The 12,506-nt window shown below is 72.3% G+C and carries 10 protein-coding genes; 2 read left to right on the top strand and 8 right to left on the bottom strand.

Going from position 1 to position 12,506, the window contains the following annotated elements:
• Nucleotides 1-60: 60 nt before the first annotated feature.
• The 7 genes from ACZ3I4_RS37105 to ACZ3I4_RS37075 form a co-directional block, all read right to left on the bottom strand.
• A complete protein-coding gene (locus tag ACZ3I4_RS37105) occupies nucleotides 61-2,247 on the bottom strand; it encodes a serine/threonine-protein kinase (RefSeq protein ID WP_465386775.1) in 2,187 nt (728 codons plus the stop codon).
• The gene (locus ACZ3I4_RS37100; RefSeq protein ID WP_465386774.1) at nucleotides 2,244-3,422 is read right to left on the bottom strand and encodes a hypothetical protein; all 1,179 of its coding nucleotides are present in this window, start codon (nucleotides 3,420-3,422) and stop codon (nucleotides 2,244-2,246) included. Before ACZ3I4_RS37100 ends, ACZ3I4_RS37105 begins: the two co-directional genes overlap by 4 nt.
• The gene (locus ACZ3I4_RS37095; protein ID WP_465386773.1) at nucleotides 3,419-4,387 is read right to left on the bottom strand and encodes a glutamate ABC transporter substrate-binding protein; all 969 of its coding nucleotides are present in this window, start codon (nucleotides 4,385-4,387) and stop codon (nucleotides 3,419-3,421) included. The genes ACZ3I4_RS37100 and ACZ3I4_RS37095 overlap by 4 nt, the downstream gene beginning before the upstream one ends.
• A complete protein-coding gene (locus tag ACZ3I4_RS37090; protein ID WP_465386772.1) occupies nucleotides 4,387-5,715 on the bottom strand; it encodes a hypothetical protein in 1,329 nt (442 codons plus the stop codon). The genes ACZ3I4_RS37095 and ACZ3I4_RS37090 overlap by 1 nt, the downstream gene beginning before the upstream one ends.
• 94 nt (nucleotides 5,716-5,809) lie before the next feature.
• Nucleotides 5,810-7,357, bottom strand: a complete 1,548-nt coding sequence (locus ACZ3I4_RS37085; protein ID WP_465386847.1) for a long-chain-fatty-acid--CoA ligase — start codon at nucleotides 7,355-7,357, stop codon at nucleotides 5,810-5,812.
• 98 nt (nucleotides 7,358-7,455) lie between these two features.
• A complete protein-coding gene (locus ACZ3I4_RS37080; protein WP_465386771.1) occupies nucleotides 7,456-8,136 on the bottom strand; it encodes a hypothetical protein in 681 nt (226 codons plus the stop codon).
• On the bottom strand, nucleotides 8,133-9,548 hold the full coding sequence (locus tag ACZ3I4_RS37075; protein WP_465386770.1) for an MDR family MFS transporter: 1,416 nt from the start codon (nucleotides 9,546-9,548) through the stop codon (nucleotides 8,133-8,135). The genes ACZ3I4_RS37080 and ACZ3I4_RS37075 overlap by 4 nt, the downstream gene beginning before the upstream one ends.
• 70 nt (nucleotides 9,549-9,618) lie before the next feature.
• Here ACZ3I4_RS37075 and ACZ3I4_RS37070 point away from each other — a divergent pair, with 70 nt between their 5' ends.
• Both ACZ3I4_RS37070 and ACZ3I4_RS37065 read left to right on the top strand, forming a co-directional pair.
• Nucleotides 9,619-10,221: a TetR/AcrR family transcriptional regulator gene (locus tag ACZ3I4_RS37070; protein WP_465386769.1), complete on the top strand. Its 603-nt coding sequence runs from the start codon at nucleotides 9,619-9,621 to the stop codon at nucleotides 10,219-10,221.
• Nucleotides 10,222-10,225: 4 nt separating this feature from the next.
• Complete coding sequence (locus ACZ3I4_RS37065; protein ID WP_465386768.1) at nucleotides 10,226-11,683, top strand: polysaccharide biosynthesis protein; 1,458 nt, start codon at nucleotides 10,226-10,228, stop codon at nucleotides 11,681-11,683.
• Here ACZ3I4_RS37065 and ACZ3I4_RS37060 read toward each other — a convergent pair.
• The gene (locus ACZ3I4_RS37060; protein ID WP_465386767.1) at nucleotides 11,660-12,505 is read right to left on the bottom strand and encodes a DUF1028 domain-containing protein; all 846 of its coding nucleotides are present in this window, start codon (nucleotides 12,503-12,505) and stop codon (nucleotides 11,660-11,662) included. The genes ACZ3I4_RS37065 and ACZ3I4_RS37060 overlap by 24 nt on opposite strands.
• Between the last annotated feature and the right edge of the window lies 1 nt (nucleotide 12,506).

Below are 12,506 nucleotides of genomic sequence, written 5' to 3'. Positions count from 1 at the left end.
TGCCGGTGCCGGGGGCGTAAGTATGAGCCCCCGGGCGTACGCCGTGGGGGAGGGGGCGGGTCATGTCCGCGTCCGGGGCCGCGAGGCGTTGGCCAGGTCGACCAGGCGGATCTTCTCGACCCCGTGGGCCGCCCGGGCCATTTCCCGGTACGCCTCCTCGAGCGCGAACCGGATGTCGCGTTCCCGGATGTCCCCGCTGCGGGTGGATCCGAGCACCGCCGCGGGCAGCGTGGCCCGGCCGGTCACGTTGCGCAGCGCCTGCTCGAGCAGCTCGGCCCGCAGCTGCGCCAGCTGGGCGGCCTCCACCTCGAGCCGTTCGATCAGGGCCGCCGCCGCGGCCAGCGAGTCGACGTCGGGCGCGGCCGACGGGTGCGCCTGCACGAGCGCGCGCACCGCCCCGACCTGCGAGCTGCGATAGGCCGACGAGGTGCCCGGCACCCGGTTGTACGCCTCGACGGCCCCGGTGCGGTCGCCGGCGCGCAGACGGCAGCGGGCCAGCCCGGCCGCGGCCGCCGTGTACGACGGATCCGTGCGGCTGACCACGTCGTAATAGCCGGCCGCCGCCGCGTCCCCGCCCAGCTCCATCGTCAGGCCCAGCGCCAGCTGCGGGGCCAGTTCACCCGGCAGCGCCGAGTACACCGCGTCGAACCGCACCCGGGCCGCCGGGTAGTCGCCCTCGGCCAGCCGCAGCAGCCCGTCGTACCAGGCCACCCGCCAGTCCCCGCCCTCGGAGCCGAGCAGCCGGTCGCACGCCTCCCGGGCCTCGCCGAAGTCGCTGGTGCGCACGGCCAGGTCGATGCGGGCCCGCAACGCGCGCAGCCGGGTCTCGACGCTGTCGACCGGGGCCGTGGTGAGCAGCGTGAGCACCTCGGACGGCTCGGTCACGGTCATCGAGGCCAGGAACGCGGCCGCCGGGTCGGTGAGGTCGATCAGCGGGGTCGGCAGGTCCTGCCAGCGCGGCGTCTCGGAGCGCGGGTCGGTGCGCTGCTCGCCGGTGAACAGCCGGGACGGCGCCGGGTGGGCGGTGCCGCCGGTGGCCAGCACCTGACGCAGCACGCCCATCATCTGCTCGGCCATCTCGGCCGCGTCGACGAACCTTTCCGCCGGATCCTTGCGGGTGGCCCGGCCGAGCAGCCGGTAGAACGACTCGAAGCGCTGGTACACCTCGAACTCGCCGCGGTTGGGCAGGCTGTCGGCGAACGTGCTCTGATAGCCCCGGAAGTCGGTGGTCAGGACGGCCAGCGTACGGCCGATGGTGTAGAGATCCGAGGCGATGGACGGGCCGAGCGTGGCCATCTCGGGGGCCTGATAACCCATTGTGCCGTAGAGCGCCGCGTCCTGGTCGTCGATGTGCACGACGCCGCCGAGGTCGATGAGCTTCATCTGGTCGCCGGCCTGGATCACGTTGTCCGGCTTGAAGTCGCAGTAGATCAGGCCCCGGTCGTGCAGATAGCCGAAGGCGGGCATGATCTCCAGGACGTACGCCAGAGCCTGGTCGACCGGAAGCGGGTCGGACGTGTTGCCGGCCGACGCGCGGCGCTCCTTGAGGATGCCCTTGAGCGACTCGCCGCCGACGTACTCCATGACGATGTAGCCGGCGCCGTCGTGCTCGACGAAGTTGTAGATCTTGACGATGTTCGGGTGCTCGACCTCGGCCAGGAACCGCCGCTCGGCCACCGCCGCGGCCAGCGCGTCCTCGTCGCCCGCGTTGAGCAGGCCCTTGAGCACCACCCAGCGGTCCGAGACGTTTTTGTCGACGGCGAGGTAGATCCAGCCCAGGCCGCCGTGCGCGAGCGCGCCGACCACCTCGTACTGCCCGCCGATCAGGTCGCCCTTGACCAGCTTGGGGGTGAAGTTGAAGGGCTCGCCGCAGGCGGCGCAGAAGCCGGACGTACGCCCCTCGCGGTCGCCCCGGGTCCGGCCGACCGCGTTGCCGCACTTCGAGCAGTACCGCTTCGACTCGGGCACCTCGGCCTCGGCCATCACGGCGGTCGACGGGTCGGCCTGGGTGATCGGCGCGATGTCGACCAGGCCACCGCCGAAGCGCCGCCGGGACGACCCGGTGCGCGAGCTGCCGGTGCGGGCCGACCCGGCCGTACGGGTGGACAGCGCGCTGGTCCGCGACGACGGCCCGGTGGCCACCGTGGCCTCGCGCGGTTTCGGCACCGCAGCGGCCCGCGGCGCGAGCCCGCACGTGTCGCAGTAGCCGTCCTCGATCATCCCGGGGCAGTTACGTTCGCACTTCATCGGCCGTCCTTCGCGATCGTGGCGGTGAGCGCATCCTGGTAGGCGGTGACGGCCCGGCGGGCGGCGCCGAGGTCGCACGGCGCCACGTAGAGCGCCTCGCGCGCGGCCGTGGCCAGCGGGGAGAGCCGGGGGTGCTCGGCCACTCCGCGGCGCAGCGCCTTGGCCTGATAGGCGTCGAGGCGGCCGCGCAGCTCGTTGCGGTCCGCCAGCAGCCCGGCGTTGCCGGCGGCGCCCTCGCGCAGCGTGGTGAGCCGTTCGCGGGCCCGCCGGGTCCACTCGGAGAGCCGCGCGCTGATCAGCGGCCAGTGACCGGCCGCGGCCAGCGCATCGATCGCGGCCAGGTCGGGTCGCAGGTCACCGGCGGGCACGGCGGCGATCTCGTGCGGCGGGAACCGGCCGGCGGCCTTCTCGGCGGCGGCGTAGGCCTCCTCGGTCGCCACCACCAGCTCGGCCGCCAGGCGATGCGCGTCGGCCAGCCGCTGGGTCAGGGCCTCGCGCAACTCGCCGGCCGAGGTGCGCTCGGCGTCGGCCCGCTGGATCAGGGTGCGTACGGCGGCCAGGTCGCGCTCGTGCACGCCCAGGGGATCGCCGGCCAGCGTCGCCGTGAACTGCCCGAGCCGCCGGTCCGCCTCGTCGATCGTGGCCGTGCTGCCGCCCGCCTGCCGGGTCAGGCGGCGTACGGTCTCGAGGGCGCCGGCCGCCTCGGCCGCGGCCGGGAGCAGCCTGTCCCACGCCTCGCCGGCCCGGGTGGCCACCCCGACCGCCGTCGCGAACGCGGCCTCCATCGCCGACAGCAGCTGCGCCGGTGTGCAGGTGTTGAGCACCTGGCCCGGCCCGAGCAGGCCGCGCTGGGCCAGCGGAACGACGTCGACCGACAGGGTGATCGACTCGCCGAGCACCTGGTGCCGGAACTGCCCGCGTTCGGCGTCACTGGGCCGCTTGAGGTCACGCAGCGCCCGGCCGCGGGTGATGACCTCGGTGAGCAGCCGATAGCCGTCCCACAGCTCGGTCAGCGCCGCGGTGGCGTCGGCCCAGGCGACGGCGGTCCGGCCGGTCAGCCGGGACTTGTCCAGCTCCTTGCGGGCCGGGTTGTCGTCGAGGTCGACCAGGTTGGCCGCGATCGCCGTCATCGCGGTCTCGAGCCGCAGCAGCTCCGCCTCCGCCTGCGCCGTCATCTGCCGTACTGGGCCTTCGGCGGGGTGGGGGCCGCGCCGAAGTCGCCCAGCCACCGCTCGTACGTCTTCTTCCAGGTGCCGTCGGCGCGGTTGCGCTCGAGCACGGCGTTGACGAACCGGGCGAACTCGGGGTGCGCCTTCGACATCGCCATCGCGTACGGCTCGTCGGTGAAGCGAGGCCCGATGACCTTGGCGTACGGGTCCTGCGCGGCCATGCCGGCCAGGATCGTGTCGTCGGTCGAGATGCCGTCGACCTCGTTGCGCTGAAACGCGACCAGGCAGTCGCCGAACGCCGGTTTGGCCACCGCGACCGGCTTCGACGCCACCTTCTCGATGTTCTCGAACGAGGTGGAGCCGGCCGCCGAGCACACCTTCTTGCCGCCGAGGTCCTCGATGGACTTCGCCGGCGAGGTCTTCGACACCAGCACCTTCTGCCCGGCCTCGTAATAGATGCTGGAGAACAGCACGTCCCTCCAGCGGTCGCAGTTCGCCGTCATCGTGTCCGCGACGATATCGACACTGCCGTCGGCCGCGGAACTGACCCGCTTGTCGTACCCGATGACTTTGATCTGAATTTTGGTGGGGTCGCCGAAGATGGCCTCGGCGATCTGGCGGCCCATGTCGACGTCGAAGCCCTCGATCTGACCCGTGAACGGGTTGCGCGAGCTGAACAGCAGCGTGTCCTGGCTGGTGCCGAGCACGAGGCGGCCGCGCTTCTGGATTGTTTCCATGTAGGTGCCGGCCGGCATGTCACCGGGCGTGGGCAACGCTCCCGGGCCCGGGCGCAGGCTGGCCCGCGGGTTGCACGCGGGCGCGGCTTCCCGTTCGGCCGGCGCCGGCTGGGCCACGCCGTTCTCCTTCGGCAGGGTGCTCGCGGAGGGCAGCGGGCCGGTGTCGCCCGAGCAACCGGCCAGGGCGGCGGTGGCGGCGAGCACGGTGACGGCGAGGACTGCTCGGATGCGCATCAGCGGTACTCCTCCAGTCGCGCGCGGAGCCCGGCGAACGCCAGCACGCAGATGGCCAGGCCGAGCAGCGGCCCGAGCACGGTCAGCAGGCCCAGCCCGCTGCCGGCCCGCTCGATCTCGCCGGTGAAGAACGTCTTGCGGTTCTCCAGCGCGGAGTCGAGGTCGGAGCGCAGGTCCTCGAAGACCTTGGTGGTCTCCGGCCCGATCGCGAGCGCCACCGCCTTGTCGTACTCGCCGTTGTCGTCGAGCGCGCGTACTTCCTTGTGCACACCGGCGTACTGCTCGAGCCGCGTCGATGCCCGGTCCATCGTGCGGCCGAGCTGCGGGTCGAGCCGGGAGTACTCGTTGACCATCGGGCCGCCCGGCTGGGTCAGTCTCGCCGTGACCGAAGCGAAGTCCTCCTCGTACGGGCCGGAACCCGCCCGCGCCGCCAGCGTCAGCGCCTCGTCGCCCCGGGCCTGCAGGGTCAGCAGACGGCTCTGGGCGATCGACGCCATCGGCCCCGAGCCCTGGTTGGCCGCGCGATCGAGACGCGCCTGCTGGACGGCCAGGATCGCGATCGCGCCGACCGTGAACACCACGGTCAGGGCGGTCGCGGCCAGCAACGGCACGTTGAAGGTGCGGTGCGTACGGCGGCTCAGGTAGCGCTGGGTCAGGATCAGGGTGGTCGCCAGGGCCAGCAGCGACAGCAGCAGCAACGCCACCCAGCCGAGCGCACCGGCCGCGGAGTAGCCGTCCTCGACCTCGTTCTGCGCGCCGCGGAACAGCTCGCGGGCCTGCGGCTGCAGCGTGTCGCGATTGAGGCGGGAAGCCTCGGACAGATACGACGAGCCGACCGGCAGACCCTGGCGGTTGTTGGCCCGGGCCGTGGCCACCAGCGCCGAATACTGCGCGACCCCGGCCGACAGCGTGCGCAGCGCCTCGGCCGCCGGGCCGTCGGCGGGGGTGCGCCGGGCCGCCGAGGTGAGCGCGGTCATCGCGCGTTCCAGATCGGCGTCGTAGCGGCGGGTCAGGGCGCTCGGCTCGAGCCCGCCGGCCAGGAACGCCTGGGCGGCGGTGGTGTCGGCGTCGGCCAGCGCCGCATAGATCGTCTCGGACTCGACCAGCAGCGGTTGCGCGCGGTCGCCGAGGTCGCTCGTGCCCGCGGCGGCCGACGAGCCGGCCACGCCCGCGAGCAGGCCGCTGAACAACCCGAGCGCGACCAGCGTGGCGATGAGCAACTGCAGCCGGCCGGGGGACGTGTGCCGCAGACCGCCGACCCGGCGCCACACGCCGGCGTTCCGCTCTTTGTTCCTTGGTGCGGGCCGTGCCGCCAGCGCAGTCGTCAAGCTACTCTCCCCGCTGTTGTGCGGCCTTCACTGTGCGCCATCCATGCAAGTGCCCGGCGGCCGGGGCCGCCGGGCACCGTCGTCGTCCTGGAGATCAGTTCAGCTCGCGCTTGAGCAGCTTGCCGGTGGCGGTCATCGGCAGCGACTCCACAATGGCCACGACGCGCGGATATTTGTACGCCGCCATCTGCTCCTTGCTCCACTCGACCAGCTCGTCCCCGGTGGCCGTCGCGCCCGGCTTGAGGATCACGAACGCCTTGACCTCCTCGCCGTGGCTGGGGTGCGGCACGCCGATCACCGCGGCCAGCGAGACGGCCTCGTGGGTCATCAGAACCTCTTCGATCTCGCGCGGATAGACGTTGAAGCCACCGCGGATGATCATGTCTTTGGCCCGGTCGACGATGTAGTAGTAGCCGTCCTTGTCGCGCCGGCCCAGGTCGCCGCTGCGGAACCAGCCGTCCCGCATGACCTCGGCCGTCGCCTCGGGCCGGTTGTAGTAGCCGCGCATGATGTTGTGGCCGCGGATCGCGATCTCGCCGATCTCGTCCGCGCCCTCGACCGTGTTCCACTCGGCGTCGATCAGCTTGACCTCGACACCCCAGATGGGCACGCCGATCGAACCGGGCCGCGGCTCGGCGCCGGGCCGGCTGAACGTGGCCACCGGCGAGGTCTCGGACAGCCCGTACCCCTCGAGGATGGTCACCCCGAAGCGCTCCTTGACCGCCTTGATGATCTCGACCGGCAGGCTGGACCCGCCCGAGACGGCCACGCGCATGTTGGCCGCGATGCGCGCCACGTCGACGCCCTCGCCGAGCGCGTTGAGCAGCCCCCACCACATCGTCGGCACGCCCGCGAAGAAGGTGACGTTCTCGCTCTGCAGCAGCTGGACGGCGGCCGCGGCGTCGAAGCGGGGGAGCAGCACGAGCGTGGCCCCGGTGGCGAAGCCCGCGTTCATGTTCACCGTCGAGCCGAACGAGTGGAACAGCGGCAGCACGAGCAGGTGCGTGTCGGTGCCCGGGGTGCCACCGAACAGCCGGTTGCAGGTGAGCGCGTTCAGCAGCAGGTTCGCGTGCGACAACTTGGCGCCCTTGGCCTGACCGGTGGTGCCGCTGGTGTAGAGAATGACCGCCGGGTCGGTCTCGGGCAGCAGCACGGCCTCGAACACCGGCGACCGGCCGGCCAGCCCCGCCCCCAGCGTCTCGGCGCCCTCGATCGGCGACGGCGCGGCCGGGTCGGCCGTGATCAGCAGGAACGTCTCGCACCCGTCGGTCTGCTGGAAGCCGGCGAACCCCTCGGCGCCCATCGGCAGCTCGGGGGTGCCCTGGAAGCACAGGTAGGCCTTGGCCTCGGAGTCCTTCAGGTGATAAGCGATCTCGCGGCCCTTGAGCAGCACGTTCAGCGGCACGACGACCGCGCCCGCCTTGAGGATGCCGTAGTAGACGACCGGGAAGTACGGCAGGTTGGGGCAGGACAGCGCCACCTTGTCGCCGGGCCGGATGCCCCGCTCGACGAGCAGGTTCGCCACCTGGTTGGCGGCCGCGTCGACCTGGGCGTAGGTCAGGCGCCGGTCACCGAGGACGACAGCCGCCCGTTCCGGATAGTTGCGGGCGCTGTCCTCGAGCAGGATCGAGAGGTTGAGCATGCGGTCGGTCCCCTTCACGGTGGTGATGTGACTGCCGTCTCATCCCAACACGTGGCCCGGACCCGAGAAACCCTCCGTTTCGGTTTTGTTTCCCCTTCTCAGCGACCTGTTATCAACTGCCAGGTGGATCGGCGCAGGCCGCGCGGCATCTTCCGGGCATATCGCTTGGACGGCTCGATTTCCTCCAGCCGCGCCTGCAGCTTGGCCGGGACCCAGGGGCCTTGCTCGTACGCTTCGGCGCCGACCAGCCGGGCGTAGGCCGGCCCGAACCGGCACCACGCGGGCGGTGCGGGTGGCAGCCCGAGCCAGTCGCCCATCGGCGCGAGATACGGCTCCTCCCGTCGTTCCGCCGGGCCCCACAAGGTGTTGCGGTCGAGCGTCATCCCGCCCGCGATCGAGGCTGAGACGTAGAACGTGTCGTCGCCCATCACGGCGCGTGCGAAGGCCCGGACCCGCGCGTCGTCCGGCCCGGTCGCGATGTTCAGCGACTGCACCACGGTCGGGCCGTGCTTCACCGGCCAGCCGGAACCGCCGCCGTCCATCGCCATGTGGTGGACCGGCTTTTTCCCGCTGAGGAACAGAAACGGCGACGCGCTCGCCCAGGCCGCCTGCACCTCCGCGTCGCCTCCGCGCCCCCGCAGCGGCTCGCTGTCGCCGAACCGCACCGGCACCGCCTCGGGCAGATGCTCGCGGGCCGCGTCCAGCCAGCGCCGGACGATCGTGGAGTTCCGCCGCTCGTACCAGCGCACCACCAGCACATCGATCTTGCTGTCGCTCACCGGGCCGAGCCTACGAGGGGCGTGCCCTCGTCGGCGGGCGCCGCGTCGGCGGTCCGGCCGGGCAGGACGAACGACACCAGGACCGCGACGCCGGTGAAGCCCACCGTCCACCAGAACGCGACGTCGAAGGCATGCGCGAGATCTCCCGTACGGGAGGAGGCCGACGACAGGATCACCGCGAGCAGGGCCACGCCGGCCGAGCCGCCGACCTGCTGGGCGATGCGGGTGACGATGCTCGCGTGCGGGATCTTGGCGTGCTCCAGGCCGGTGAACGCGACCGTCATCAGCGGGATGATCACCATGCCCAGGCCCAGGCCGCGGACGAGCAGGGCGGCCATCAGCGGCCAGATCGGGGTGTGCTCGCCGGCGAACGCGAACGGCACCGTGGCCAGGCCGACCAGCACGAACCCGAGGACCGACACGCCGCGCGCGCCGATGCGGTCGACCAGGCGGACGGCGGCCGTACGGCTGAGCAGGGATCCCAGGCCCTGGGGGATGAGCAGCAGACCGGCGCCGAGCGCGTCCTCGCCGCGGAGCTCCTGCCAGTAGAGCGGCAGCAACAGCATGGCCCCGTACAGGGAAGCGCCCGAAAGGAACATCAGCGCGGAGGCCACCGCCGTCGGACGCGACCGGAGCACCTCGAGGTCGACCAGCGCCTCGCCGCGGCGGCGCAGGGCCCACAGCACGAACGCCGCCAGCAGCAGTGCGCCGCCGATCAGGGGCAGGAGCACGTCCGTACGGGAGAAGCCACCGCGGCCGCTGACGTTGGACAGGCCCCACAGAAGGGCGACGAGCGCCGGCGACATCATCAGGAGGCCGGGCAGGTCGAGGCGCACCCGCCGGCTGGGCTCGCCGGCCGGGATCCATCTCGCGGCGAGGGCCAGGCCGGCCAGGCAGAGCGGCACGTTGACCAGGAACAGCCAGCGCCAGTCGCCGGCGCCGAGAATCAGGCCGCCGATCACCGGACCGAGGATGGGCCCGAGCGCGGTCGGCAGGGCCACGACGGTCATCAGCCTGGCCCGGTCGGCGACGCTCGCGGCCTGGATGATCATCGTGGTCATCAGCGGCATCATCACGCCGCCGCCGATGCCCTGAACCACGCGGAACCCGATCAACGAGGGCGCGTCCCAGGCGAACGAGCAGAGCACCGAGCCCAGCAGGAACAGGGTGAGCGCGGCCATCCAGAGCCGCTTGGCGCCCAGGCGGCTCTGCAGCCAGCCGACGGTCGGAATGACCGTGCCCAGCGCGAGCAGGTAGGCCGTGCTGACCCACTGGATCGTGCCGACTCCGGCGTCGAGGTCGGTGGCCAGTTCGTGCAGCGCGACGCTGACGATCGTCGAGTCGAGAATGACCGCGACGCCGCCGGTGAGCACCGCCAGGGACGTACGCAGGGTTTGCCGTTCGATAGCCATGCCGGCCGCCTTAAGATACGCAAATGTATCTAACGGTGCCCACGGTAGGCCGACGCGTTAAGATACGCAAGTGAGTCTTACAACGCGCCGCCGCGGCGCCGAGCTCGAGGACGCGATCCTGGACGCCGCGTGGGCGGTGCTGATCGAGCAGGGCTACAACGGCTTCACGTTCGAGGCGATCGCCGCCCGGGCCGGCACCAGCCGCCCGGTGCTCTACCGCCGCTGGCCCCAGCGCGACGACCTGCTGCTGGCCACGCTGCGCAAGTTCTGGGCCTCCAAGCCGATCGAGGTGCCCGACACCGGCTCGCTGCGCGACGACGCGATCGGCTTCCTGCGCAACGTCGACCAGGGCCGCACCGGCCTGATGACCCTGATCAGCGCCCAGCTGGTCGAGTACTTCCGGGCCACCGGGAGCAGCTTCCGCGAGCTGCGCGACTCGCTGCGCCCGGCCAACCAGCCGACCGGCTTCCAGCGCATCGTCGACCGGGCCGTGGCCCGCGGCGAGCTGCCCGACGTGCCGCGGTCGGCCCGGATCGTCGATCTGCCCTTCGACCTGTTCCGCAACGAGATGCTGATGACCATGCGCCCGGTCTCCCAGGAATGGATCACGGAGACGATCGACGAGGTGTGGTTGCCGTTGTTACGCGCGGCGGTTCGCCCCGAATTACCCTGAAAGTGTGCGGCAGCAGAGGGACACCCGGGGCGAACGCCTGCTCTACACGCTGGCTGTGGGGTACGAGCGGTGGGCCCGCCGCCGGGGGAGCGCGCCCGGGCGGGTGCCGGCGCTCGTCTTCGGGGCCGGCAGCGCCGCCAGCGTGCTGCTGCACAGCATGGTCTTCGACCCGGACAGCCCGTTCGAGCCGGTCGGCATCCTCGACGACGACCCGGCCAAGCGGCGCGAGCGGCTGGCCGGCATCTCGGTCCTGGGCACCCGGCAGGATCTCGATCGGGTTGTGGCCGACACCGGCGCCGAGGTGGTCATCTTCGCCGTCGGCAACGCCGAGGCCGGACTCATCCGCGAGCTGCGCGAACGGACCGTCGCGGCCGGCGCCCGGCTGCTCGTCGTGCCCGAGGCGAGCGAGACGCTCGACCACGAGCTCGGGGCGGCCGACGTCCGCGACGTCCAGGTCACCGACCTGCTCGGCCGGCACCGCATCCAGACCGACCCGGGGGCGATCGCCGGCCTGCTGACCGGGCGGCGGGTTCTGGTCACCGGGGCGGGCGGCGAGATCGGGGCCGAGCTGTGCCGGCAGATCCACCGCTACGATCCCGCCGCCCTGACGATGCTCGACCACGACGAGGCGGCGCTGCAGGCCGTCCAGCTCAGCGTCGACCCGCGGGCCGAGCTGCACGACCCGTCCGTCCAGCTCGCCGACGTCCGCGACGCCGGCCGGGTGCGCGAGGTGTTCCGTACGGGAAAGCCGGAAGTGGTCTTCCACGCGGCCGCCCTCAAACATCAGCCGCTGCTCGAGCGCCACCCGGCCGAGGCCGTCAAGACCAACGTGCTCGGCACCCTCAACGTGCTCGAGGCGGCCGCCGGCGCCGGGGTGTTCGTCAACATCTCGGCCGACAAGGCCGCCGACCCGGTCAGCGTGCTCGGCTACACCAAGCGGATCACCGAACGGGTCACCGCGCACCACGGCGGCGTCAGCGTCCGCTTCGGCAACGTGCTCGGCAGCCGCGGCTCCGTGGTCGCCAAGTTCTCCGCGCAGATCGCCGACGGCGGCCCGATCACGCTCACCCACCCCGACGTCACGCGCTATCTGATGACCACGCAGGAAGCGGTCAGCCTGACCATCCAGGCCGCCGCCGTGGGCGAGCCCGGCCAGACCCTGGTGCTGCAGCTGGGCGAGCCCGTGCCGATCGCCGAGCTGGCCCACCAGATGATCACGCTGGCCGGCCGCCCGATCGACATCGTCTACACCGGCCTGCGTCCCGGCGAGAAGCTGGGTGACGTCCTCTTCGGCGCGGGCGAACACCCGTCCCGGCCGCACCATCCGCAGATTTCGCACGTCGCCGTGCCGCCTCTGGACCCCGCAGCCGTACGCCACCTGACCGCGGACGGCACCCCCGAGGGGCTCACGGGGGCGCTCGCCCGGTTGTGCGACCCGCTAGAGAGCCGCCCGGCCGCCTGACCTCAGCTGTTCCAGCACCAGCGGATCGATGTGCCCCTCGACGATGCGCATCTCGAGGTTCTCGATGCCCGCCCACGACGCCAAGGACTCGTCCAGGTCGGGCCCCACGTGCCCGGCCGCGGCCAGCCGGGACGCCACCTCGTCGGCCAGCGCGCCGGTCAGCGGAAGCAGGGTCGCCGGGTCGGGGAACTCGAAATACAGGCTGTGCATCTCGAGCAGCCGCCCGAGCTCGGCCACCGGGTCGGCGTGGTCGTCCACGCGCAGGTCCACCCACACGTCGCTGGTGCCGCCGTAGCCCCTGCCCGCGGACACCACGTAGAGCGCCGCGCTCTGCCGCCCGCGCCGGTCACCGCCCGCGAGGTCACCGGCCCGCAGCGCGTCGAGAAGCCGGTAGGCCAGCTGGGTCTGACCGGCGCCCGCCAGCCACGCCTTCTCCATGCCCGCCACGACCTCCGGCCCGGCCAGCATGTTGCCCTGGATCGCGTAGCCGTCCCCGGCCGCGCCACCGGCCCAGTCGTGACACTGGTCCCCGGTGAAGGTGGCTCCCGGCCCCTCCGGTCCGACCACGCCGACCTGCCGATGCTGCACCGGCCCGGCGTCGCCCGCGAGCAGAGCCTTCACCGTCTCGGTGGCCGCGACGCCGGTGCCGAGCAGCGCGAGAGCCTGCGGCCGGTAGGCGAGGTTGGCGTAGGACTGGGTCGCCACCGCGCCCACGCCGGCCAGCGCGGCCGGCACCGCCGCCCCGACCCCGAGAAACTTGCTGGCCACGGCGACACCCAGAGCCTGGCCGTCGGCCGACCGGGCCACGATCGAGAACGTCATG

This window comes from Actinoplanes sp. NPDC021490, from assembly GCF_055562135.1.
Note: the sequence above shows the minus strand (reverse complement) of the source record. Positions and strands in the feature narration are given on the sequence as shown.